Source organism: Micromonospora sp. RTBAU3-60 (genome assembly GCF_054963695.1).
Genome location: NZ_JBUEGB010000030.1, coordinates 1 through 24,401 on the forward strand (window position 1 = coordinate 1; position 24,401 = coordinate 24,401).

A 24,401-nucleotide genomic window follows, 5' to 3' on the forward strand; every position below is an offset into this window, starting at 1 on the left:
GCTGATCAGGGACGCTGCGCCCTCGCCGGACCGGATCGGGCCTGGGCGGCAACCCGCCGAAGAGGTTATCGGTTCAAATCCGGCCACCCCACCGGATCAGAGGCCCCGTCAAGGATCTTGACGGGGCCTCTGCGCGTCAGTCTGCGCGTCTATGCCGCTTCGTGCTGCTCACCCGACGCTTCGTCGTGACGGCATTCCACCGCGCGGATCGGCATCCGCCCGACGTGGCGCGGGTGCCGAACGGCCCGAGGATCAGGCCGGTGCCGCGAACGAGATGGATGTCGCGCCGTAGCGGACGGCGGGTTGCAGTTCAAAGACCCCCACGGTGCAAGCGCTGCCTGCGGCGGTGCAGTCGACGGGGCCGACCTCGTCACCGTTCTCGTCGTATCCGATGAAGGTGGCCTTTACGTTGAGCAGGGCGGCGACCTTGCCGTCGGCGTCCACGACGCCAGCCGGTCCATAGACCCAATCGCAGACCTCGGTGCCCTGCAGCTCCCCGCATTGCACGACATAGAAGTCCTGCCCGGCGGTGTAGCCGGCGCCGCTGACGGTGACGCTCTGGCCGTCCTTCAGATCGGTGGACGGGTTGACGGAGACCGACGGTTCGGCGGCGGGATCGGCCAGCGCCGGTGCAGCCGCGAAGAACGACAGCGCCGCGACGCCCGCCACGGTGAGGCCCGCCCTTGCAAGTCGAATCATTGCGCCTGAACTCATCTACAAAAACCCTTCGCTCGTCGACGAATGGATCAAGGAAGACGCGGTACGCCCTCGAGTACCGCCGCATCAGGACCTGTCCGACGACCACCCCCGCTGCATTTCGACCGAACGCCACCGTTTCCGGATTACGACGGCAGTTCGCGGAAGAAACCACCTTTAGCCGGCTAATTCACTATGCATCGCTGTTTCGCCTGATGTCTTCTTCTGACGTGCGTTTGTCGGACCGCCCGGGCGCGCCGTGGCGGGCGGCGGCCACTACCCCAACCGCTCGCCGAGCAGGCACCGGTGTGTGGGAGCCGCCGATCGTTGGTCGGCTTGCTCCAGTCGTGTTTGTGCGGTGGACGGGGTTTGTGGCCAGTGGTCGAGGCACCGGGTTCTGCTGGTGGGTGTGGTCAGCCGGATGCGGTCTGCGCACCACGTTCAACCACCAGGATCACGGGCAGCCACGGTCGACTCGGCAGCGACCTGGACGGATCTACGTCGACCGCGGCTACGACCACGACATCTACCGTCGCCAACTCCGCGACAGGGGCCTGGTTCCGTCGCCGACCCATCCGCTGGGGGATCCGCGACATCCACGAAGTCGTCCTCACCCTCGCCTGCGCCCTCATCTGCCGGCGACGGCTCCGATCCTCAAAAGTTGGGAGTTCTTAGGACTGTCGGCTATCCCGTTGACGGCAGTCCCGGCCATCGGACGCGAGCACAGGAAATTACATCCCATCGGTCAATCCCGATAAACCATCGGGCATCCGTGACCTTGGCACAACCCTGCGCTAACCGAAAATCGGTAAAGATCCATGCCACCGTCTAGAGAACTGGAGCATGCGTGTCTTCGATGAACAGAAGGAAGCTGATCGCGCTCGGCGCTGGCGCGGTCGCCGCCGCGGCAACCGGCACCGGGGCACAGGCCGCACCGTCCACCGGCGGCGCGCTGGCCACCGCCCCGTCCGCCGCCGACCTCGCAGCCAGCCTTCCGGGGGGTTTCACCAGCAGGTACGCGGAGGTCAACGGAGTCCGGCTGCACTACGTGGCCGGTGGGCGCGGGGAGCCGCTGATCCTGCTGCACGGCTGGCCGCAGACCTGGTGGGAGTACCACAAGGTGATGCCCGCGCTGGCCACCCGGTACCGTGTGATCGCCGTGGACCTGCGCGGTGCCGGCGGCTCCAGCAAGCCGGCGTCCGGGTACGACAAGAAGACCATGGCGGCGGACATCGCGGCGCTGGCCGGGGCGCTGGGCTACACCAAGGTGAACGTCGTGGGTCACGACATGGGGGCGATGGTCGCCTACAGCATGGCGGCGAACCACCCCGCAGTCGTCAACAAGATCGCGATGCTGGACGTGGCCCACCCGAACAGCAGCTACTACGAGTTCCGGATGCTGCCGGCGCCGGGTGCCCCGTTCCACCCCTGGTGGTTCGCCTTCAACCAGGTGGCACAGCTGCCGGAGCAGCTCATCACGGGCCGGTCCCGCTACCTCGTCGACTGGATGTTCGACAACCTCCTGGTCAACAAGGAAGCCATCAACGACTTCGACCGGGCCGTCTACGCCCAGGCCTACTCGACTCCGGACGCCATCCGGGGCGGCAACGGCTGGTACCAGGCGCTGGGCCAGGACATCATCGACAACGAGACATACGCGCCGGTGACCGCCCCGGTCCTGGGCATTGCCCACGACATCTTCTACCCGGGCTTTGCTGCGACGCTCACCCAGCAGGCCACCAACGTGCAGCTGGTACAGATCGCCAACACCGGGCACTACTTCGTTGAGGAGCAGCCCCAGGTGCTCATCCAGCACCTGAGGTCGTTTTTCGGCTGAGGCCGGGTCGAGCTGAGGCTCCGGACGGGCCGGTGGGCGACGGCCGATCGAGCCGTCGCCCACCCTGCCCGCACTCCGCCGGTGCCAGGCTACGGAGTCGCGGAGGTGGTCTGCAGCGCGCGGATCGTGAGGTGGTGTTCTACGGCGAGGCGCCGCAAGGCGTCGAACGCCGCGTCGAGGGCCACCAGACGAGCGACGAGCATTGCCCGGTCGAACGGCCGCGCGGACAACTGTGCCGTGTAGGCGGGAAGGAGTTCGATCAGCCGGGCACCGGATTGCTCGGCCGTGGCGGCAAGCGCGTCGAGGTCAGCGCCGTCGAGCAGCGCGACGGCATGAGCGAGGAGGTCCCGTTGAGGTTTGTCTGGCTCGATGTGCCAGCCGCGGCGCTCCAGTAGTGCGTCGACGCGGGCGTGCGCGGCGCTGGGGGCCGGTGACTCGGTGGTGGACGGTCTGCCCTCCCGGCCCCGGCCAAGGACACGGTAGAGCTCCAAGGTCGACACGGCGGGGTCGTTCAATGCCTGCAGTACCTCCCGCACGGCGGCGATGCTGAGATGACCCATTCCGGTCAGGACCCGGATCAGCCGGAGCCAGAGCAGATGTTCGTGACTGTAGGCCGCCTGGTTGGGCGCCGTGGTCGCGCCCGGCGGCAGCAGCCGCTCGCGCAGGTAGAACTTGATCGTAGGGATTGGGACACCGCTGCGAGCACTGAGTTCCGACATGCGCATCGCACTGGACATGAGCGCTTCCTCATCCGTCGCGGCGGCCAGTCGGCGAGCCCTTACTGTGGGCGGCAGCGGAGCGCCGCTGCTGCTGTCCTGCTGCCGGCGCGTCCCCGCCGGAAACCGGCCAGGTGGGGGTGTTGCGCGCCGTCAGGCGGGCAACTTGGACTTGGCGAATTGACCGGGCGTACGTCCCTTGCCGGCTGGGCCGCGATAGGCCTGCGCCACCCTGATCCCGCGTGTGAGCATCGGCGCTGGTGGCAACGAGGCAGAGGTCGCTGCGATGGCGGCGTCGGGTCGTGAGCGGCACGGGTCGACCGCAGAGCCGGTGATCGACTGGGTCGCATGGCCGCCGGGCTGAGCGTCCACTCCGCGCCTGGCGGTGCCGTGACTTGGAAGCGGAACTGCTCGGCTGGCGATGCAGGACGAACCCCACGATCCGTGGTTTTCCTCACGTCGTGCCCGGGCACGCTGTTGGCGGCGGTGCCCCGCGGCCTGCCCCGTCTGGGGGCCGGGTCGGGGTGGGTTAGCGGCGGTTGTAGAGGCGCATGGTCAGGGCGCCGAAGATCAGCGTGAGCGCCGCGCTCGCGATGAGCGTCCAGGTGATCTCGGCCATGTTCCAGTTGCCGGCCATCATGGAGCGGACGCCGGTTACCAGGTGGCTGATCGGGTTCAGGTCGACGAAGGCCTGCAGCCAGCCCGGCATCGTGCGGGGGTCGACGTAGACGTTGCTCAGGAAGGTCAGGGGCATCAGGACCAGAAAGCTGAAGCCCATCACCGACTTGTCCGAGCGCAGGAGCAGGCCGACCATCGTCCACACCCAGGAGAAGCCGAAGGAGAAGACCACGAGCAGGCCGATCGCCGCGGCCACGCCCATCGGGCCGCCCTCGGGGCGGAAGCCGAGGACCAGGCCGACGCACATGATGACCACGGCCGCCAGGATGTAGCGCACGACATCGCCGAAGATCATGCCGACCAGGGGCGCGGGGCGCCAGACCGACAGGGTGCGGAATCGGTCGAAGATGCCCTTCTCGATGTCGATGTTCAGGCCCACGCCGGTGTACATGGTGATCATCACGACGCTGGTGACCATGACGCCGGGCAGGAAGAACTGCAGATAATCACCCGTGGAGCCGGCCAGCGCCCCGCCGAACAGGTAGGTGAACATCAGCGTCATGATGATCGGGAAGGCCGTCACGTCGAAGAGCTGCTCAGGGACGTGTTTGATCTTCAGCATGGCCCGCCAGCCGAAGGTCAGCGAGGCCGACAGAGAGCTCGGGCGCGGCGGGCGTTCACCGCGGGTCAGCACCGCGGTGAGGGTCTCCGCCGACGGGGTGTAGACCGTGGGCGCTTCGGGTGTGCTCGTCGCGGTGCTCATGCGCTGACCTCCTCGTGGGCCGGCCGGTCGGTGAGAGCCAGGAACACCTCGTCCAGGCTGGGCTGGCCGAGGGCGAAGTCGTCGACCACGATCCCGGCGCTGGCCAGCGCCGCCAGGGCGCTGGACGCCTGCTCGGTGGCGCCCTGTACGGAGCCTGCGGTGCGCGCGGTCAGCGCCACCGGGTCGGCGTCCAGATTGATTGATGTCTCCAGCGTGGTGGCCAGGATGCGCTCGGCGGCCGGTCGCTGCGCGGCGTCGCGGATCCGGACGTGGATCGTCCCCGCGCCCACCGACGACTTCAGCTCCCCCGGCGTGCCCTCGGCGATCACCCGGCCGTGGTCGATTACGGCGATCCGGCCTGCCAGCCGGTCGGCCTCGTCCAGATACTGGGTGGTCAGCAACACCGTGGTGCCGTTGGCGACCACCAGTCGGATGATGTCCCAGACCTGGTTGCGGCTGCGGGGGTCGAGACCGGTCGTCGGCTCGTCCAAGAACAACAGATCGGGGGTGCTCAGGATGCTCGCGGCGATGTCCAGGCGGCGGCGCATGCCTCCGGAGTACTTCTTCACCTGCCGGTCGGCCGCGTCGGTCAGGCCGAACGCCTCCAGCAGCCGCTGGGCCCGGGTGCGGGCACCAGCCCGGGAGTGGCCGAGTAGGCGAGCCAGCAGAGTCAGATTCTCCGCGCCGGTCAGGTCCTCGTCGACGGAGGCGTACTGGCCGGTGAGGCTGACGTGGCTGCGGACCGCGTCGGATTGGGTGACCACGTCCTTGCCGAAGACGCGGGCGCTGCCGCCGTCGGGTCGCAGCAGCGTGGCGAGCATGCGCACCACCGTGGTCTTGCCGGCCCCGTTCGGGCCGAGCAGGCCGTAGACGGTGCCGGCGGGCACCGTCAGGTCGACGCCGTCGACCGCGCGGTTGGCACCGAATGACTTGACCAGGCCCGAGGTCTCGATCGCCGGCGCACTCATCGTGAGAACCCTCGGCTGACGTCGGTGCTATCTGCGTGCCTCATTCCGGGTCTCCCAAGCATGTCCAGTTCCGTCGCGCCGGGTAGCATCGTGGCCCCTCCCGTCCTTGGAACGCCGAGAGTCCATTGTTTAGCTGGAGCTGCTGGGCAGGCATCTTCCGCATTGCGTCCGCGCCCTGCGCGCGCTCGGGGACGCGACGCGGCCGCTGCGACGTCCTAGATGAACGGATGGTCGCCGACGGCGGCTAGGGCGCGTTTCATGAGTCGGGTCAGAGCCAGCAGCCCACCAGCCGTAATTCCGCACTTCAAGCGGCCGGCGAGTTGCACGGGAGGTGCAGTCGACGAAGGTCGACGCGCCGGGCTCGGGGCAGGTCAATGCCCTCCCGCTCGCCGGCTCCGGCGAGCGGGAGGGGCCGCCGCAGCATGGCGGTCAGTCGCCGAATCGCGCGGCCACCTGATGCTGGCGCACTGTTCGCAACATGACCGACATCAGTACGTCGAACAACACGCTGCGTACCATGGCCTCGGCCTTGGCGTCGTCGGTCTCCTTGATCAAGCTCATCTCGGCGTCCACCACGCTGCCGGCCGCGTGCGCGAAGGCCAGGAAGAACCTGGCGTCGGCGTCGCAGCCGAGAACCCGCAGCGTGGTGAGCACCTGGACGAGCGACTCGCGCCCGGAGCGGGTGGCTTCGTCGTCCCAGCCGAGTTTGTCGGCCAGGGCGTCGATGTTGGCCCGGGCGGCGTCGACGCCGTCGAAGTCGGCCGGGTAGGGCAGCGCGGTGAACCCGACCTTCTCGAGGCCGGCGTAGACCCCGGCGAGTGTGACACCGGGATCTTCGAGCACGGCCAGCAGGCCGCGTACGGCTCCGATCTCGAGCCCGCCCACCGTGGTGAGTGCGCGGATCAGACGCAGGCGTTCGAGGTGGCTCTCCTCGTATCGCGCCTGGTTGCGCGCGGTGGGCGTGCCCGGTGGCAGCAGGCCTTCACGGAGGTAGAACTTCACCGTGGGGATCGGCATGCCGGCCCGCCGGGCTAGTTCCGAGATGCGCAAACCCACCCCCGTCGCCGAGTGATCCCTCTCCGTGAGTCTGCCACGATCGCCCAGGCAAAGCCACTGGGTGCGCTTTGCACCCATGGCATTGTCCACTGTGGTATTCGCATGGTCGGCCGGTGTGGCCGGGGCCGGTTTCAGTGGTCGAACTGGCCCGGCCGGCGGCCCTCGCCGGCCGGCCCGCGGTACGCCTGGGCGATGTCCAGCCACCGGTCCGCCTCCGCGCCGGTTCCGGTTAAGGCCAGGTCAGCGCGGTGCCGGCGCCGGGTGGCGAGCAGGCACAGGTCCACGGCGGGACCACTGATCACGTCGGTCGCGTCGTCCGCGCCATACGTCCAGACGTCGCCGGACGGCGCGGTCACCTCGAACCGCAGCCGGACGTCAGGCGTCGCCAGCCCGCGGGACTGGTATCCGAAATCCCATGTGCGGGACACGAATTCGACGAGGTGCCGGATCCCGTCGCCATGGGTGCGGCGCACGCCCAGCGCGTCGGCGACGTCCTGGCCGTGAGCGAACAGCTCCATCGTGCCCGCGGCCGCGAGCACCGCGGCCGGCAGCGGGCGCACCAGCCACGGCACGATCTGCATGGGCGGGGTCTTGGCCAGCGCCGCGTCGACCGCCGCGCGCTCGGCCCGCCACTTCTTGAGCAGCACGTCGCGCGGTTCGGTGAGGTAGGCGCCGAGGGCGCGCTGCACGTTGGCGTTGAAGTCGCCGCCGAGTGACTCCATGAACGCGCGGAAGTCGTCGGGCGCGGAGACCGCGGTCTCGGCCATCCGGAACGTGGCGGCCAGGTGGGCGATCTGGTGGGCGACGGTCCAGCCGGGGGCCGGCGTGGGCCGGTCCCAGCTCGCGGCGTCGAGGTCGGCCACCAGCCGGTCGACCTCCTCGCCCTGGGCGGTGAGCTGCACGTAGACGTCAGGCAGTGCGGTCATCGGACTTCCTTTCGGCGGAGGGCAGACGCCAGGCGACGGGGTCGGCGCCGGGCCGGCGGAGGATCAGGAGGAACACCACGACGAGGACGACCAGGCCGTCGACGACCAGCAGGGTGGCGCTGACCGGGTCGACGCCGTGCGCGGTGTGCCCGGCGTGCACGTCAGTGCCGCCGGGGGCCGGGTCGGTGAGCACGCGGAAGCGGCGGGTGCCCTGCTCGTGCCCGCCATCGGCGAACTTCACGGCGTAGACGATGGTGAAGTCGCCGGCCCGCGCGATGCCGACCGGCTGCGTCAGGCTGAGCCCGGCGCGGACCGGCCGTGCGGACTGGCCGACCGGGCGGCCGTCGGCGGACAGCACGCTCACCTGCGACGCCTCGGCGACCGGCTCGCGGGTGAAGGTCAGCGTGACCTGCCGCGGCGCGGCGGCGAGGGCCGCGCCGTCGGCCGGGTTGCTGACCGTCGCCGCCGCCGCGGCAGCCGGCGCGAGCAGCAGCACCGATCCCGCGACGAGCGGCAGTAGCACGATCCGGAGCAGCCGCAACATGTCAGGCCGTCGTCGCACGCGGAACCGGCTGCGAGAAGCTCGTCTGGGGAGCCGCGCAGGTGCAGGTGACGTTCGCCCGCTCGGCCGGGGTCGGCCGCAGGTGCAGGTACATCGCGATCACCATCGGGATGAAGACGACGGAGTTGTAGAACAGGTGCAGCTCCACCCGCGGCATCACCAGCTGGGCGACGCTGGTGGGCACCGTGCCGCCGAAGAAGAAGGTGCCGGTCTGCGCCTGGATCAGCAGCAGCAGGTGCTCGATGTGGTGCCAGAACTGCAGGCCGAGCGCGATCCCCCACCACACCTTGGAACGCCCGGAGAAGCCGGGCAGCAGCAGGAACAGGAAGACCAGCATCACGATGGCGTAGCCGTAGTGCAGCCACTCGGAGGTGACCAGCCAGGGCCAGAACTGCCCCAGCACACCGCGGGCCTGGGGGCGCGGTTTGTTCAGCACCCAGATCTGATAAGCCTGCACGAGATGCTCGGCCCAATGCGCGACGACGACGATGAGAAAGAGTCGCAGCATGACCCGGTGATAGCGCCCATTGATGCGGGCGAGCACTCCGGAATTCTGTCGCATGATTTGTCTCCTCCGGTGTGACGGCGTCGAGAAATCACGCTATCGGCGCACTGAAGACCATCATTCTTCTGTTGTGCGGAATTCAGACTCCGATCGGTCTGCGGGTCACCGCCCGCCCGGCCTGGGCCGCGCTCAGGTGACCCGCCTCGTGCAGCCAGTGGACGGTGTCGGCCAGGGTGTCGACGAGCGGTCGCGCGACCGGGGCATCGTCGAGCGGACGGGCCACCTTGCAGGCGTAGATGGCGCCGTACTCGACCGGGACGTGCACGGGCAGCACCCGCTGGGCCAGCCCGGCGAGCCAGCCCACCGGCAGCAGCGCGGCCGCCGGCAGGTGCACGGCCGGCAGCCGGCGGCCGGTGACCTCGCGCAGCGCCCGCAGCAGCTCCCGGGTCCCCACGAACCGGCCCGGTGCGGCGATGCGGGCGGGCCCGCCCCGGGTCAGCACGTCGGCGTGCCGGACGGCCACGTCGCGGACGTCGCCGATCGGGAAGCCGCCGTCCGGCCAGATCGGCATGAGGCCGCGCAGCATGTCGCGCAGGCGCCTGGTCTGGTCGCCCAGCCGCGGGTCGTGCGGCCCGAGCAGGGCCGGCGGGTACGTGATGACCACCGGCAGCCCGTCCCGCCGGTGCTGCCGGGCCACCGTCTCGGCCGCCGCCTTGCTGGCCAGGTAGGGCTCCCGCGGCGCGCCGACCGGCGCGTCCGAGGTGATCGGCCCGGCCGCCGGCAGCAGCGCGCCGAAGGTCGAGACGTGCACGACCCGGTCCACCCCGGCGTCGCGGGCGGCGGCCAGCACGACCTCGGTGCCACGCCGGTTGACCGCGCGCATCTCGGCATGCCGGCGCGGGTCGAAGCTGTAGACCGACGCCGCGTGCAGCACCCCGGTGCAGCCCCGCACCGCCGCCGCCACGGCCACCGGGTCGGTGACGTCACCGAGCGCCATCGGTACCTCGACGCCGCCGGCGAGCGGCTCCAGCGCCCGCCGGGCCCGCCGCGGATCCCGTACGAGCAACCGCACCGGGGCTCCGCGGCGGAGCAGTTCCGCCGCGATGTGCGAACCGAGAAAACCGGACCCGCCGGTGATCAGAAATGTCATGCCGCACCTCCACGCATTCTGGGAGTTGGCCGGCGGTCGGCGCCGCCGAAAAAGTGAAACATCTCTTTTTCCACCGGAACGGAGTAACGCATGACCATCACATTGAATCCCGCGGAAAGCCCGGCCGCTTTCGCGCGGCAGGTCAAGACGGCCTCGGACGCCGAATTGCGCGAGCTGGTCGCCGGGGACCGGCGCACGGCGGTGCTCGGCGACCTGGTCGCCGGCATGCCGGACGTGTTCCGGCCCGACCGCGCCGGCTCGCTCGAGGCGGTGGTGCACTGGCACGTCACCGGCCGCGCGGACGGCAACGACGACGTCTTCGAGCTGGAGATCGCCGGTGGCCGGTGCACGGTGTCCCCGCGGCCGGACCGCACGCCGCGGCTGGTGCTGCGCCTCGACGCGGTCAACTTCGTCAAGATGACCACCGGCAACGCCAACGCCCGGATGCTCTTCCTGCGCGGCAAGCTGAAGGCCCGCGGCGACCTCGGACTGGTCAACAAGTTCCCCGCCCTCTTCGACGTGCCCAGGCCCTGAGCCGGTGGAGGCCGGGTCCGCCCGTGGCGGACCCGGCCGTTTCACGCCTGGGCGAGGAAGGGACGGCGGCTGCTGCTGACCGCCTCGGGTGGCTCGGCCACATACCGCACCGGCACCCCGCGCCGCGCGACCGCCTCGACGATCCCGGGCACTGCCCGCTCGGCCAGCGCCGCGATGGTGAAGGCCGGGTTGACGGTCAGCGCGCCGGGCACCGACGACCCGTCGGTGACGAAGATGCCGGGGTGGTCGCGCAGCTCGTGCGTGTCGTCCAGGGCGGACGTCTCCGGGTCGTCGCCGATCCGGCAGGACGAGAGCGGATGCACCGTGTAGGCGCCGATCACCTCGTCGCTCCACGGCATCACCTTGGCCAGGCCGTCGCGTTCCAGGATGTCCCGCACGTCCGCGTCGGCCCGCGCCCACGCGGCCCGGGTGTTCGCGGTCGGGTCGTAGCGCAGCGGGCCGCGGCTGAGCATCTGCTGCGAGATGCGGTCGGCGTTGCCGGTCTCGGGCGGCGGGCCGAAGACGCCCTCGTTGTCGTCCTCGGACATGATGAAGACGGTCAGCCACGACCGCCAGCGGCGCAGCATCTCCTTCTTCTCGGTGCCGAACCAGGTGGGCCCGGTCGCGTCGCGCACCTGGGTCAGGATCGTGCCGAAGCCGGGCGGGAAGTACAACTGCTCCAGCGAGTAGCGGTGGAACTCGGGCAGGCTCTCGTCGAGCCAGTCCCAGGTGGCGCACACCGGGCCCTTGCCGATCTGGTAGGCCTCGTAGGCCCGTCCATCGGGCCGGGAGAGGCCGAGCACCTCGCGCACTCGGTTCTCGTCGACGACCGCAGTGTTGAGCCGCTCGCCGTTGCCGGAGAAGTATCGGCCCACCGCGGCCGGCATCGTGCCGAGGTCCTCCTCGGAGCGCTGCAGGATCGCCGGGGTCGCGGCGGCGCCGGCCGCCACGATCACCACCTTGCAGTCGATCGCGCCGCTGCCGGTGACCTCGCGGTAGTCCACGTCGTCCACGGTGTTGAAGTGCACGCGGTAGCCGCCGTCGATGCGCGAGAGGCGCTGCACCTCGTGCAGGGCACGGATCTGCGCACCGTGCGCCAGCGCGCCCGGCAGGTAGTTCAGCAGCAGCGACCGCTTCGCGTCGAACCGGCAGCCGGACATCATCCAGTTGCAGTTGGTGCACTTGGTCCGGTCGATGGCGGCCGGCACCGGGTTGGCCGTGCGGCCCGCGTGCGCGCACGCCGCCCCGAACAGGCCGCCCGAATACGTGACGTCGTTCCAGTCCTGCCGGCTGATCGGCAGCGACTCGGCGACCTTGTCGTACCAGGGGTCGAGGGCGGGACGGTCGATGGCCGCCGGCCACATCCGCCGTCCCGCGCCGCCGAGCCGCTCGAAGGCGTACCGGGGCGCCCGTGGCATGGCCGCGAAGTAGACGACGCTGCCCCCGCCGACGCAGTTGCCGCCCAGGATGTTCATGCCGTCGCCCATGGTGAACTCGAAGGCGCGGGTGCTCGAGCTGCCGAACTTGAAGTCGTGCTCGAAGTCCTCGCCGGTCAGCCATGGGCCGCGCTCGAGCACGACGACGCGGGCGCCGCCCGCGGCGAGCCGGTAGGCCGGGATCGCGCCGCCGAAGCCGCTGCCGATGACCACGACGTCGGTGGTCTCTATCGCTGTCATGCGGGATCTCCCGAGGGTGTGGTGTGCGGGTGCGGGGAGGCCAGCACCCGGCGGTAGGAGAAGTCCGGGAAACGCCACAGGCCGTCCGCGTCGGGCTCGGTGAAGCCCATCGTGGTCAGGCCCGGATGGCCGGCCGCCAGGGCCTCGGTGGTGTGCACCGACGCGCCCGTGTCCCAGGCCATTACGCTGAACATGGCGAGCGGCACCCACAGGTCCTGCTCGTCGGTGCCGGGCGCCATCAGCGCGGCGGCCAGCGCGGTTCGGTCGTCGAAGTCCAGGGCGACGAACGCGGGGACGCTGTCGTCGAGCGTCCGGTCGTGCTTCTCGGCGTACGCCCGCGCGTGGTCGTTGAGCCCGATCACGAGCGTCGGCAGCAGCCCGCCGAGCCCGCCCTCTTCGGACGCCATCAGATCGACGGCGCCGGCCGCGACCGCGCCCCCGCCGTCGGCCGCACCGGCGACGGCACGGTCGGTGGCGTACCGCCGCTCGCCCGGGATGATGGTGTCCGCGAAGGCCTCGAGTGTCATCACCTCGGAAACGGTCAGTCGCGTGGCTTCCGATGGCATCCGGCACCGCCTTTCTCCGCATTTCCATTCGAATTCCCATGGTCATTCGCGCCGCCGTTCGGGGTCATCTCTGGGCTTGCGGCGCGACGCTGCGCACGCTTGGAGACGCTGCGCAGGCAGGAATTTGGACACGATGAAGGCATCCGTTTTACGTCACCGTCGAGAAAGAGAGAGCCGATGACTTCGACTACCGCCTCCACCGACGTGGATCGCTCCGAGCAGGCCGCCGTCGCCGCGGTTCCGGCGCGCATGGTCAACGCGTGGCGCGAGCACGACGCCGACGCCTTCGCCGGGCTGTTCGCCGAGGACGGGACGCTGATCCTGCCCGGCGTCTTCGTTCAGGGACGCGACGCCATCAGGCAGTTCATGGCGAACGCGTACGCCGGCCCGTACCGCGGGACGACGGTCACCGGGACGCCGATCGCGATCCGGCCGCTCGGCCCGGGCGCCGTGGCGCTGCTGACCGAGGGCGGGGTGATCGACGCCGGCGCCGAGGAGCTGGCGCCGGAGAACGCGATCCGGGCGTCGTGGATCCTGGTCAAGGAGAACGACAACTGGGTGCTCGCGGTCTACCAGAATTGCCCGCGCGACCGTTCCTGATTTCCCTGTCGGTAAACCGAATACGCCGCCGGTGGTCCTCCACCGGCGGCGTATTCGCCTGCGCGCTAGGCCAGGGCCGGCGCCGGCTGCTGCCGGTGGTTCTCCCGGTACGAACGCACCCACCAGTACGCGCCGCGGATGACGCACACGATGGTGACCGCGAAGAACAGCGTGTAGACCACGTTGAAGGCCATCAGGATGCCGTAGACGCCGGCCACCGAGGCGCCGAACATGAACATCGACCGGCCGGTCGAGGGCGAGGTGCCCGGATCGGTGATCATGTAGTTGGTGAACAGGACGAAGGCCACGCCGGTCATCGGCACCAGCGCGCCCCACAGCGAGACGTCCCAGATCCAGTGCCGCAGCAGCGCCTGGATGACGAAGCCGCCGACCCAGCCCATGATCAGCAGGACCTTCTTGGTCAGCATGGCGTTCAGCACGGTACCTGCGGTGAGGATGACGAACGGGACAAAGAACGAGACGGCGTCCGGCACCGACTCGGTGAAGTGGTACGGCGGCGCGATGTTCACCCACGAGAAGGCGAGCAGGGTGATCGTGATGCCGAAGTTCGACGGGTTCAGGAAGTGGCGCATCCGGCCCTTGATCGGGGCGCGGAAGACGTACTTCTGCCCGATCGCCACCACGACGGCGAACGCGATCGGCCAGAAGTGCACGTTGGCGTAGAGCAGCATGTTGCAGGCCAGCGCGGTGATATGGGTGGGCAGCAGGAAGGTGTAGAGGCCCCACGCGCCGTTGCCGGCGTACTCCGGCCGGCGGCCGTTCGCCCACGCCGCCACCGACTCGATGGCGATCTCGGCGGTGTAGCCGACGGCCAGGGCCAGCAGCGGCCAGAGCCACGGCTGCTCGAAGCCGAGCAGGGTGTAGCCGAGGATGTTGAAGATGCTCATCGAGATGGCGAAGTTGCGCAGCGCCTTGTAGCGGGGGTCGTTGCGGTCGACGCGGGCGGGCTTGCGCGCCGCCTCGCCGGCGGCTGCGGGGGGTGAGACCAACGGCTCTGCCGGCCGGGTCTTGATCGCGGTCCGAACCTCGGTGTCGGTCATCGTCCTGCTACCTCCATTGCCTGCTCGGTGAGCAGTACGTCGTGCCAGCCGTGGGTCAGGTTGAGCGTCTGGCTGCGGGCGACCCCGTCGGAGTCACGCCACTTGACGGTGGCTGAGACGGGCTGCGAGTCGGCGTCGCCGAGCCCGAAGAAGACGTCGAAGCTGCGCCGGCCGCTGTGCCCGCTGCCGCCGTCGAGCTGCGAGATCTGGGTCCGGCCGTCGGCCGTGGTGATGCGAACCTGCGCGCCGTACGCGGGTGTGCGGGCCTGGTCGTCGTCCAGCGCCGGACGGAAGAGCCGCAGCCCGAGGAAGTCCCCGTTGCCGGCCTTGTCGTTGCGGTAGTAGGCGGGCGCGTCCCACTGGCGGGCCACGGCGAAGTCCTGGCGGCCGTCGTTGTCGGCGTCACCGACCGCGATCCCGCGGGTCGGCACCGGCACGGCGAGGCCCAGGTCTTCGCTGATGTTCAGAAACTTGCCGTCCTTGCCCGGCGCCCAGAACGCCAGCTTCTGGTGCCCGGCGATGTCGTCACCGGGCTCGGCCTTCGGCCACATCTGCGGGTTCTGCAGCATCATGTCGTTGCTCATGGCCAGTTCCTGCAGCCACGGCCAGCGGTTGATGGTGCCCTTGACGAAGCCGTCCGCCTGCACCACCGCCAGGTGGCCGCTGTTGTCGAAGTCGGCCATCTTGGCGTCCCAGCCCCAACCGGTGAAGGCCATGTCGTGCTCGGCGGCCTTCTGGTCGAACGGCGCGGTGCCGCGACGAAGCTTCCTGCCTGCCTCCTCCTCGGTGGCGGCGTTGTTGCGCCAGACGAAGTTGCTTTCCTCGATGCCCCACTCGGACGTGATGTTGCTGACGAAGATGTCGAACCGGCCGGTGCCCATCAGGTCGCCGAAGTCGACCGACATGCCCTTGAACGAGTCGTGGCCCAGCACCATCGACTTCGGGGTGGTAGCGCCGCGGCGTCCCTCCGTACCGGCGAACTTGATCTTTCCTGGGGTGGACACGTTGTGCAGGAGGTGGTCGTGGCCGAAGTCGTTGGCCAGGTAAAGCTCGGGCAGCAGGTTGCCGTCCAGGTCGGCCGAGCCGGCTCCCAGGGTCCAGCCGGAAGCCAGCTCCGGCGGCACGGCGCCGGGCTGCTCCTGGTAGTTCACCGAGGGCTTGTCGCCGCCGGTCGCGCCGGTCCAGCGCAGCACGTGCGCGCCGCCGCCGTTCGCCGCCCGCGACATCGAGTGGTTCATCTCGACGTTGCGCGCCGAGTCCGGGTCGAGCACGCCGCTGTCCGGGAAGTAGTTGAACACTCCGATGTCCGGGTGCGAGTCACCGTCGAAGTCGGCGACCGCCACCGCGTTGGTGTTCCACAGCGGGCCGTGGTAGCTGCCGTCCGCGGCGGGCGCCTGCGGCACCAGCTCGGTCGGCTGGTAGGTGGCTTTGCTGAGGGACGTCGAGGTGCCGCTCTGCTTGTTGAGGAAGACGATCGGAGTGCGGCCCCAGTAGTAGGCCAGCAGGTCCATCCGGCCGTCCTGGTTGAAGTCGCCGGGCGTGCAGCCCATCGGAGCGACCCCCGGGCCGCTCGGCAGCGGCGCAGGATCCAGCACGAAGGGCGCATAGCGGTCGCCGGTTCCGGGTACGGGAGTGACTATGACCGAGTCGCTGCGGGTGTCCACCAGGCAAAGGTCCTGGGCGACGCCGGCCCCGGTGAGGTCGTTGATCGCGATGCCCGCGCCGACCGAGGAGATCCAGGCGCGGATGTGCTCGTAATCCTCGTTCACTCGGCGGACGGTGTTGTTCGGCAGACCGGGTGGCAGGGCGATCGGGAGCTCGGTGAAGTGGTAGCGGGACGAGACGGCGGCCCGTTCCGAGGCCGAGGCGGACGGTGCGCGGGCGATGGCGTAGAGGCCGCCGACCAGCAGGATCGCGAACAGGGCCGGCAACATCCGCCGTGCCCGTCCGGTCTTGGGGGTAGACAAAAGACTCTCCATTCAGGTGGTCAGGCGGCCTGCACCGTCACCGGCAGTCCGCCGCGGATGCGCAGCGACAGCATCGGTTCGGCGACGACCGGTCGGCCGGGAAGTCCGGTCAGCCGCAGGTCGCGGCAGAGCAGAGCGAGCACGAGCACCGCCTCGAGCAGACCGAGGTGGTTGCCCACGCAGAAGCGCGGGCCGGCTCCGAAGGGGATGTAGGCGAACCGCGGCCGGTCCGTCCCGGCGTCGCCGAGGAAGCGCTCCGGTTCGAAACGGTCGGGCTCCGGCCAGAGGGCCGGGTGACGGTGCAGGGTGTACGGCGAGACGAGCACGTCCGCTCCGGCGGGCACCCGGTAGCCGCCCACCACGTCGTCCTCGATCGCGATCCGGGGCAGCAGCCAGACGGGCGGGAACATCCGCATGGCCTCGGAGATGACCGCCGAGGTGTAAGTCAGCCGTCGCAGGTCGTCGTACTCGGGCGCCCGGCCGCCGAACACCTCGACGGCCTCGTCGTGCACCCGCTGCCAGGCCTCCGGGTGCCGGTCCAGCAGGTGCAGGCTCCAGCTCAGCGTGCTGGCCGTGGTCTCGTGCCCGGCCAGCAGCAGCGTCACCAGCTCGTCGCGCAGCCGCAGCTGCCCCACGCGGGGGTCGGCCTCCCGATCGGCCGACACGATCAGCCGAGACAGCACGTCGTCGGCGTCGGTGGTCCGCCCGCGCCGCTCGGCGACCAGGCGGTCGACGACGACCTCCAGGCGGCGCCGGGCCTTGCGGAACCGCATCTGGTGCGGCAGCGGGATCCACATCGGCACCATGCTGAGCGTTTCCAGCTCGAACATGGCCTGGTCCTGCACCCGGGCGAAGTCGGTGCCGATGCCGTCGAACGCGTGCAGGTCGGCGTCGAGCAGGGTGCGGCCCAGCACGCCCAGGGTCAGGCCGGTGAGCTCGTCGACCAGTTGCACCGGGCCGGCGCCGATCCGGCTACGCAGCCGGTCGACCAGCCGGGCTCCCTCGGCGGCGATCGCCCCGGCCTGCTCGGCGATCCGCCGGCTCTGGAACGCCGGCTGGATCACCTTGCGCTGTTCCTTCCAGAGCTCGCCCTCGCTGGTGAGCAGGCCGTCGCCGAGCGCCCGCCGGGCGTGCACCAGGCCGATGCCCTTGCGGTAGTTGGAGGCGTTGCCGGCCAGCACATGCTTGGCCGTCTCCGGGTGGTTGAAGAAGTACAGCGCCTTGTGCCCGACCGGCAGCCGGGCCGCGTCGCCGTACTTCTTGGCGGCGTCGGTCATCATGGCCAGCCGGTCCCGGTTCATCTGAGCGAGCAGCCGCAAGGCCGACAGCCGGGACGGGCCGGGCAGGACCCGCCCGCGCGACGCGGCGCCGGTGGGCGTGACGGTGGCGGTCATGCCGCCCTCCGGTCGGCCGTGTCCGACTCGAGGCGGCCGAACTGGCCGCGCAGGAAGATCAGCACGTCCTCGTCGCTGCTGCCCGCCATGCTGAGCAGCCGGCCGACGAAGATGCTGTGGTCGCCACCGTCGTAGGTGCGCCACAGCTCGCACTCGAAGTGGGCAGCCGCGCCGGCGATCAGCGGGGCGCCGCACCAGGCGCCGCTGAGACAGTCGGTGCCGGCGAACTCCGCCGCGCCGATCGGTCGGCGCCCGGCGAAGTGCCGGGCCACCCGCTCCTGACCGGCGCTGAGCACCGACACCCCGAAGGCGCCGGCCCGCACCATGGCGCTGTGCATGTTCGCGTTGCGGTCGACGCAGACCAGCACCAGCGGCGGCTCCAGCGACACCGCGGTGAAGCTGTTCGCCGTCATACCGTGCGGCTGGTCGCCGCCGGTCGTCACCACGGTCACCCCGGTCGCGAACGAGCCGAAGGTGCGCCGCAGCAGGGTGGTGTCCTGCACCTGGGGCACGGGGCCGCGTTCGACCTGCAGCTCGGTCATCAGCGGGCCCTCGCCAACTGATGGGTGTACGGCTCCAGCGCGCGCACCAGCGCCTCCGGCACCCGTGACGGCACGGTCCGGGTGTTCGGGCCGCGCATGCACGCCACCCGCTGCATCCCCCGGGCGACGAGCGTCTCGCCGCCACCCGGGTTGAGCCGCACGTAGTCGAAGCCGAACTGCAGCTGGGTCTGGCCAAGCTCGACCAGGCGCATCCGGATCGACACCTCGTCGAATGCGGTGATCTCGGCGTAGAACTCGCAGTCAACCTTGAGCGTGAACAGCTTCAGGTCGTCCTGCAGATCGGCGAGCACCTCCGAAGCGCGCTCCTTGAGGAACAGCTCGCGCGCCCGGCCCTGCCACCGCAGGTAGTTGACGTAGTAGACGTTGCCCACCAGGTTGGTCTCTTCGAAGCCCACGGTGTGGCGATACTCGAAGTATTTCACTGGCCCTCCTTTGCGAGTACGGCGAACACCACCGGCTCGACGCCGCCGCCGCGTACCGTCGCCGCCAGGGCGCCGATGCGGTTGTCACCGGAGGCGAGGGTGACCCAGCCGGCGCGCTCGGTTCCGGTGAGCGTGATCGGGGCGTCGGCCGAGCAGCCCGCCTTGCGCAGGCACTCGATCGCCGACCAGACCCGGGTGGCCGCCACGTTCAGCGGCTCGGAACAGGTTTCGGCGATCAGGCGGGCCACGTCGAGGTGCCGGCCGAGCAGGCCCTGCCAGTCGCCCTCCGTCCGGGCGGTGACCGGCTCGACGTCACAGCCGAGCTGCCCCTCCCCCACGGCGCAGAGGGTGAGACCGGCGCCGTGGGCCGCGGTCAGCGTCAGGTTCCCGTCGAGCTCGGGCCGCCCGTCCGGGCGGTACCGGACGTTCACCGGGGCATTCATCGCCCGGCCGGCCGCGCGGGCCGTGCGGACCCGCCGGGTGCCGACGTGATCGCCGGTGTCGTCGCCCGGGTCGTCCGGCTCGACCACCACGGCCGCCCGGATGCCGGCCAGGTCGCCGATCGTGCGCTCCAGGTAAGGCCCGAGCAGCGCTGGCGCCCACGGGCCGCGCCCGTCGCGCTTGCGTACCGCGCGCAGGTGCAGTCCGGTCCAGCGCTCGATGACCATGCCGGCCGCGTCGCGCAGGACGATGTCGTAGACGTACGTGTCGCCGTCCCGGCTGCGCTCGGTAGCGCAGTAGCGGAGCTCGCCCGCCCGGTTGAGCCGGTCGCCGGCGGGCTGGAGCTCGTCCACCCGCACCGGCAGCAGCGTCGCGTCCGGCACGCAGACCTGGTTGCCGTGCATCAGTGTGTCTCGGACACCCGGGTCGCCGAGCACGAGCGCGCCGGGCAGGAAGGCGGCGAACCAGTCGGTCTGCGGCAGCGCCTCGACCACGACGTCCACGTCGCGGGCCTGCGCGCGCCGGTAGCCGCGCAGCCGCTGGAACCGGCCGCCCTGGAAGAGCACGTCGCCGTAGAGGTCCGCGGCCGGGTCGAGGGCCACCGGCGGCAGCCCCTCGCCGACCTGATCGGGAGCGCCGTCGGCCGGTCCGGTGTCGCGCCGGAGCAGCCGGGCCCGGAAGTGCTCGGCCGCGAACGCGGTCTCCTCGCTCTGGATCACCACGTCCACCGCGTCGTCTTCGGTGCGCACCGCGGCGATCCGGATCGTCGTGCTGCCACCGGGCGGCACCACGATCGGCCGGGCGAATCGGGCGTCGGTGATTGTCGGCGCCTCGGTCCAGCCGGTCAGCGCCTGGGTCACCTGCGCCATCGCCTCCATGCCCAGCACCGCCGGGAACAGCAGATTGCCGTCGAGCAGGTGGTCGGCGAGGTACGGGTCGGTGCCGGCGTTCAGCTCGGTCTCCACCACCAGTTCGACGCCGTGGTAGCGCACCAGCGGCCGGTCCACGAACCGCAGCAGCGGCAGCGGTGGGTTCTCCCGCTCGACCGTGTGAATGCCCTCGGTGCGACCGCTGATCACCACGGTGGACGGCACCGACGGGTCGGCGAGCAGCCGGCGCAGCGTCGCCAGCCCCTGGTCCGGGGTGATGGCGGTGACGCCCTCGCGGGCCAGCGCCTCGACCACGGACAACCGTTCGCCCATGCCCACGCCCGACCAGACCGACCACTCCAGCACCAGGGTGCGGCAGTCCGGGTGGTCCGTGCCGTAGCCGGTGACCAGCTCGTCGAGCCACTCGTTGGCGATCGAGTAGTGCGCCTCGCCTCGTAGACCGGCCCGGCCGATGATGCTGCCGAGCGCGACCAGCAGCTTGAGCCCGCCGTCGCCGATGGCGTCGAGGACGTTGCGCAGGCCGTCCACCTTGGGCGCCAGCGTGCGGCGGACCAGGTCCTCGTGCACGCTGGTGAGCGCGGTCGGCTCATTGCGGCCGGCGCCGTGCAGCACCGCGGTCACCGGGCCGCCGAGTTCCGCGCTGAGCGTCTCGAGAGCCGCGCGCACCTGGGCCGGGTCGGTGACGTCGGCCCGGGCGTACCGGACCGTGACGCCCTGCTCCGCCATGCGGGCCAGGTTCGCCGAGATCTCCGGGTCGGTGGCCGCGTCGGAGCGGCCGAGCAGGGCCAGCCGGGCGCCGCTGTCCTTGGCCATCGCCAGGGCGCACTCGGCGGTGATGCCCTTGGCGCCGCCGGTCACCAGCAGCACGTCGGACTCGTCGAGCGCCGCCTCGGTGCGCTCCGCGCTCACCGGCAGCGGGCGCAGCACCGGCACCCGGCGGGTGCCGTCGGCCGCGTACCACGCCTCGGTGAAGGCCGTGGTGCCGGCGACCTCGGCGACGATCCGGTCCACCGCGTCGGGTTCCGGCGCGATGTGCACGACCGTGGTGCGGATGTTCGGCGCCTCCAGGTGCAGGGTCTTGGCCAGGCCGGCCGCGCCCCGCCCGTGCTGGACCAGGACGAACCGGCCACCAGCGGCGCCGGTCACCGCGGCCCGGGCGCCGGCGAGCGCCTCGACCAGATCCGCCTCCACGCAGTCGGTCGGCAGGAGGACGAGGACGCCGCCGCCGACGTTGCCGCGCTCGAGCGCGGCCCGCAGCGGCTCGGCCAGCGGGTGGTCCGCCGGCGCGTGCACCTGCCAGCTGCCGCGCTGCTCGATGCCGGCGGCCGCCGGCACGTCGCGCTCGTCGAGGTCGACCCGCCAGGACCGCACCCAGTCGGCCGCGCCGGTCACGACCGGCGCGGCCTCGGGGGCGCCCGGGGCCGTCTCCGACCCGCGCAGCCCTTCGAGGACCTCGGCCAGCTCGGTGAGGGTGGCGCTGGCGAAGTTGGCGGGCGTGCGGCTCGGCGGGATGCCGATGCTCTGCGCCACCTTGTTCACCATCTGGCCCACCGTGATCGAGCTCAGGTGCAGGTCGTCGAGCAGGCGGCTGTTCATGTCGACCAGCTCGGGCGGCAGTTCCGCACGCTCCGCGGCCATCCGGCGCAGCAGGTCGGCGACCGACTCGCCGGCCGGGCCGGCCGCGGGCGTCGCCTCGGGCGCGTCGGACGGCACCGCCGGGGCCCCGCTACGGCTGCGCGCCGGCACCTGCGGCGCGGCCTCGCACGGGCTGGCGAAGAAGCGGAACTCCGTGCCCAGCGCCAACGGGCGCACCAGCCGGCCGTGGAACAGCGCGGGGTCGACGTTGGTGGCGCCCACCACGAAGGCGGCCCCGAGCACCCGCAGCAGGCCGGCCGACGACTCGTCGTCGGTGTCCAACGCGACCGCCGGTACGTCCACCACGCCGCTCGCCAGGCCGCTGAGCACCCGGCCGGGGCCGACCTCGATGAGCAGGTCGACGTCCTTGGCGGCCAGCGCGACCGCCTGGGCGAACAGCACCGGCTCGGTGATCTGCCGGGTGAGCAGACCGGCCAGGTCGGTGTCGGCGGGCAACTCCTCGCCGGTCACGGTCGAGACGACGCGCCGGGCGGGCCGGCCGAAGGACTCCCGGCGCAGCAGGCCGCCGAAGGCGTCCGCGGCCTCGGCGACCAGCGACGAGTGGAAGGCATGCGAGACCGCGAGCCGGGTCGCGCCGACACCGGCCTCCTCGGCCCGTCGGCAGGCCTGCTCGACGGCATCGACGGCACCGGTGATCACGGTCTGGCCGGGTCCGTTGTACCCGCCGACGACCGCGGACAGTCTGGCGATCAGCCGTTCGGCCTGCTCGGGTCCGCAGGCGAGGCCGGCCATCGTGCCCGAGGCGCTGTGCTCGGCCATGGTGCGCCCGCGCAGGGCGGCCAGGCGCAGCACCGTCTCGTCGTCCATCGCCCCGGCCCACTGCAGCGCGGTCAGCTCGCCGAGGCTGTGCCCGACGGCCACGGTGGCCTCCAGTCCGAGGGCCCGCAGCACGCGCTGGCCGGCGATCGAGCCGGTGACGATGCGCGGCTGTGCCACCTCGGTGGCGACCATGTCGCCGCTGCTGGGCAGCGCGGCGGCGCGGTAGACCTGGTCGGCCTCGGCGAAGCGCCGGCGTAGCGCGCCACCGCTGGTGCCCTTGCCGGAGCCCTGCCCGGGGAACAGGAAGCCGATCTCGCCGTCGCCGATCTCGCCGAAGCAGGTGCGGCCCTCGTCGGCGAACAGCTGCGGCTCGCCGGCGTCGAGGGCGGCGAGCACGGCGTTCAGCCGGTTCGTCGCGTCCGAGGGCGAGCGCACCACGACGGCCGCACGCCAGGGCAGCTCGCGCAGTTCGCCGTGCAGGGTCGAGGCCAGGTCGCTCAGCTGGGCATAGCTGATCGAGGGCACGAATTCGGCCACCCGCTCCAGCCGGTCGCGCAGCTCGGCCGGAGTCAGCGCGTCGAACAGCAGCAGCTCGGCGTCCTGCGCGCCGGTCGCGATGGCCCGCGTACGGCTGCCGTAGCGCACCTTGCGCGCCGGCTCGCCGCGGTCCAGGACGAGGTGGGTATTGATGCCGCCGAAGCCCATGGCGGTCACGCCGGCGCGCACCGGACGGTCGTCCGGCCACGGCTCGGCCTGGCGCACGACGCGCAGCGCGGCGTTTGCGGAGTCGAAGACCTCGTGCGGGTCGACGCAGCCGACGGTGGGCGGGATGACCTCGTTGTGCATCGCCATCGACGCCTTGATCAGCCCGGCCACACCGGCCGCGGCCTTGGTGTGCCCGATCATCGCCTTGACCGAGCCGATCGCCGCGGGCGGGGCGCCCGGGCCGGCGGCGAGCCGGTTCTGGTTCAGCGCGGTCAGCTCGTTGGAGTCGCCTACCTTCGTGCCGGTGCCGTGGCCCTCGAACATGGACACGGTCTCGATGCCGAAGCCGGCGCGGGCGTACGCCCGGTTGAGTGCGAGGTGGTAGCCGCGGGTCTCCGGGCGGGTGATGCCGCCGCGCCCGTCGGAGGAGATGCCCCAGCCGGCGATCGTGGTGTAGATGCGATGGTTGCCGCGCAGCGCGTCGCTCTCGCGCATCAGCACGACCATGCCGCAGCCCTCGCCGGGCCAGAACCCGTTCGAGCCGCGGTCGTAGACGCGCATCTCGCCGGTGGCCAGCGCCCCGGTCTTGGCGAACCCGATGACCTCGAACGGGTCGATCGACAGGTCCACCCCGCCGGCCACCGCGACATCGAGCTCGCCGTCGGCCAGCGCCTTGCAGGCGGTGGCGACCGAGAGCAACGAGGACGAGCAGGCGCCGTCCACGGTGTAGCCGCCGCCCTGCAGGTCGAAGTGGTTGCAGACGCGCCCGGCGATGGTGTTGGACAGGCCGCCGGCCAGGGTGTCCTCGTCGACGGCCGGGAACGGGCTCTTGTACGCCTGCTCCAGGTCGTCGAGGAGAGCGCCCAGGTCCTCGTCGGCGAAACCACGCTCGCGCAGTACCGCGCTCACCGTGCGCTGCACGTACGGCCAGCGCAGCCGCAGCTGGTTGGCGCGGGAAAACTCACCGGTGAGGGTGTTGCCGACGATCACGCCGGTGCGCTCCCGGGGCAGCCCCTCGGCCATCGGGAAGCCGGCGTCGGCCAGCGCTCCGGCGGCCACGTCGAGGGCCAGCCAGTGCGTCAGGTCGGTGGAACGGTACGTGCTGCCGGCCACCTTGTACGCGATCCGGTCGAACTCGTACGCGTCGATGACCGCCGCGTTGCGGGCGTAGAAGCGGTCCGGAGTACGGGGATCGGGGTCCCAGTAGTCCTCCAGCCGCATCCGGACGTCGGGCAGTCGGCGGAACGCCCGCCGACCGGCGACGGCGTTGTCGAAGAGTTCCTTGGGGGTGGTGGCGTCAGGATATCGGCACGCCATTCCCACCAGCGCGATTCTGGACATGGGCGATCGGGGTCTCCTCACATGGACTG

20 protein-coding genes are annotated in these 24,401 nt (G+C 71.1%); 3 read left to right on the forward strand and 17 right to left on the reverse strand.

Features of this window, described 5'->3' with window-relative positions; genetic code table 11:
- Window positions 1–252: 252 nt before the first annotated feature.
- Window positions 253–714: an enediyne antibiotic chromoprotein gene (locus tag ACY34I_RS25235; protein ID WP_462757500.1), complete on the reverse strand. Its 462-nt coding sequence runs from the start codon at window positions 712–714 to the stop codon at window positions 253–255.
- An 838-nt stretch (window positions 715–1,552) separates the two neighbouring features.
- On the opposite strand from ACY34I_RS25235, the gene ACY34I_RS25240 reads away from it, so the two are divergent.
- Window positions 1,553–2,533, forward strand: coding sequence for an alpha/beta fold hydrolase (locus ACY34I_RS25240; RefSeq protein WP_462757501.1), 981 nt, complete (start codon window positions 1,553–1,555; stop codon window positions 2,531–2,533).
- An 89-nt stretch (window positions 2,534–2,622) separates the two neighbouring features.
- Here the strand turns inward: ACY34I_RS25240 and ACY34I_RS25245 are convergent, their stop codons facing one another.
- The 8 genes from ACY34I_RS25245 to ACY34I_RS25280 all read right to left on the reverse strand — a co-directional run bounded on the left by ACY34I_RS25245 (window position 2,623) and on the right by ACY34I_RS25280 (window position 9,797).
- Window positions 2,623–3,270, reverse strand: a complete 648-nt coding sequence (locus ACY34I_RS25245) for a MerR family transcriptional regulator (protein ID WP_462757502.1) — start codon at window positions 3,268–3,270, stop codon at window positions 2,623–2,625.
- Window positions 3,271–3,778: 508 nt separating this feature from the next.
- Window positions 3,779–4,630, reverse strand: coding sequence for an ABC transporter permease (locus ACY34I_RS25250; RefSeq protein WP_148800899.1), 852 nt, complete (start codon window positions 4,628–4,630; stop codon window positions 3,779–3,781).
- Window positions 4,627–5,598 carry an ATP-binding cassette domain-containing protein gene (locus tag ACY34I_RS25255; RefSeq protein WP_462757503.1) on the reverse strand — a complete coding sequence of 324 codons (972 nt, stop codon included), beginning with the start codon at window positions 5,596–5,598 and terminating at the stop codon, window positions 4,627–4,629. The genes ACY34I_RS25250 and ACY34I_RS25255 overlap by 4 nt, the downstream gene beginning before the upstream one ends.
- Before the next feature lie 429 nt (window positions 5,599–6,027).
- Window positions 6,028–6,744 (reverse strand): MerR family transcriptional regulator, encoded by a 717-nt coding sequence (locus ACY34I_RS25260; RefSeq protein WP_462757504.1) that lies wholly within the window; start codon window positions 6,742–6,744, stop codon window positions 6,028–6,030.
- Window positions 6,745–6,785: 41 nt separating this feature from the next.
- Window positions 6,786–7,580 carry a TIGR03084 family metal-binding protein gene (locus tag ACY34I_RS25265; RefSeq protein ID WP_462757505.1) on the reverse strand — a complete coding sequence of 265 codons (795 nt, stop codon included), beginning with the start codon at window positions 7,578–7,580 and terminating at the stop codon, window positions 6,786–6,788.
- A complete protein-coding gene (locus ACY34I_RS25270; RefSeq protein ID WP_462757506.1) occupies window positions 7,564–8,124 on the reverse strand; it encodes a copper resistance protein CopC in 561 nt (186 codons plus the stop codon). Before ACY34I_RS25270 ends, ACY34I_RS25265 begins: the two co-directional genes overlap by 17 nt.
- A gap of 1 nt (window position 8,125) precedes the next feature.
- A complete protein-coding gene (locus ACY34I_RS25275; RefSeq protein ID WP_462757507.1) occupies window positions 8,126–8,704 on the reverse strand; it encodes a hypothetical protein in 579 nt (192 codons plus the stop codon).
- Between the two features lie 82 nt (window positions 8,705–8,786).
- The gene (locus tag ACY34I_RS25280) at window positions 8,787–9,797 is read right to left on the reverse strand and encodes an NAD-dependent epimerase/dehydratase family protein (protein WP_462757508.1); all 1,011 of its coding nucleotides are present in this window, start codon (window positions 9,795–9,797) and stop codon (window positions 8,787–8,789) included.
- 225 nt (window positions 9,798–10,022) lie between these two features.
- On the opposite strand from ACY34I_RS25280, the gene ACY34I_RS25285 reads away from it, so the two are divergent.
- Window positions 10,023–10,331 carry an SCP2 sterol-binding domain-containing protein gene (locus ACY34I_RS25285; RefSeq protein ID WP_370518024.1) on the forward strand — a complete coding sequence of 103 codons (309 nt, stop codon included), beginning with the start codon at window positions 10,023–10,025 and terminating at the stop codon, window positions 10,329–10,331.
- 41 nt (window positions 10,332–10,372) lie between these two features.
- Here ACY34I_RS25285 and ACY34I_RS25290 read toward each other — a convergent pair whose 3' ends face one another.
- Window positions 10,373–12,007 carry an FAD-dependent oxidoreductase gene (locus tag ACY34I_RS25290; protein WP_462757509.1) on the reverse strand — a complete coding sequence of 545 codons (1,635 nt, stop codon included), beginning with the start codon at window positions 12,005–12,007 and terminating at the stop codon, window positions 10,373–10,375.
- Window positions 12,004–12,534 (reverse strand): DUF5987 family protein, encoded by a 531-nt coding sequence (locus tag ACY34I_RS25295; RefSeq protein WP_462757547.1) that lies wholly within the window; start codon window positions 12,532–12,534, stop codon window positions 12,004–12,006. Before ACY34I_RS25295 ends, ACY34I_RS25290 begins: the two co-directional genes overlap by 4 nt.
- Before the next feature lie 216 nt (window positions 12,535–12,750).
- Here ACY34I_RS25295 and ACY34I_RS25300 point away from each other — a divergent pair, with 216 nt between their 5' ends.
- Complete coding sequence (locus tag ACY34I_RS25300) at window positions 12,751–13,173, forward strand: SgcJ/EcaC family oxidoreductase (protein ID WP_462757510.1); 423 nt, start codon at window positions 12,751–12,753, stop codon at window positions 13,171–13,173.
- A gap of 65 nt (window positions 13,174–13,238) precedes the next feature.
- Here ACY34I_RS25300 and ACY34I_RS25305 read toward each other — a convergent pair whose 3' ends face one another.
- From ACY34I_RS25305 to ACY34I_RS25330, 6 genes are read right to left on the reverse strand one after another with little or no spacing between them, the layout of a single operon-like run.
- The gene (locus ACY34I_RS25305; protein WP_462757511.1) at window positions 13,239–14,234 is read right to left on the reverse strand and encodes an enediyne biosynthesis protein; all 996 of its coding nucleotides are present in this window, start codon (window positions 14,232–14,234) and stop codon (window positions 13,239–13,241) included.
- Entirely contained in the window at window positions 14,231–16,168 is a 1,938-nt protein-coding gene (locus ACY34I_RS25310) for a CRTAC1 family protein (RefSeq protein ID WP_462757548.1), read from the reverse strand. Before ACY34I_RS25310 ends, ACY34I_RS25305 begins: the two co-directional genes overlap by 4 nt.
- Window positions 16,169–16,221: 53 nt before the next feature.
- Entirely contained in the window at window positions 16,222–17,595 is a 1,374-nt protein-coding gene (locus ACY34I_RS25315) for a cytochrome P450 (RefSeq protein WP_462757512.1), read from the reverse strand.
- Window positions 17,592–18,137 (reverse strand): flavin reductase family protein, encoded by a 546-nt coding sequence (locus ACY34I_RS25320; protein ID WP_462757513.1) that lies wholly within the window; start codon window positions 18,135–18,137, stop codon window positions 17,592–17,594. Before ACY34I_RS25320 ends, ACY34I_RS25315 begins: the two co-directional genes overlap by 4 nt.
- Entirely contained in the window at window positions 18,137–18,580 is a 444-nt protein-coding gene (locus tag ACY34I_RS25325; protein WP_148800913.1) for an acyl-CoA thioesterase, read from the reverse strand. The genes ACY34I_RS25320 and ACY34I_RS25325 overlap by 1 nt, the downstream gene beginning before the upstream one ends.
- Window positions 18,577–24,372: a type I polyketide synthase gene (locus ACY34I_RS25330; protein ID WP_462757514.1), complete on the reverse strand. Its 5,796-nt coding sequence runs from the start codon at window positions 24,370–24,372 to the stop codon at window positions 18,577–18,579. Before ACY34I_RS25330 ends, ACY34I_RS25325 begins: the two co-directional genes overlap by 4 nt.
- Window positions 24,373–24,401 lie beyond the last annotated feature (29 nt).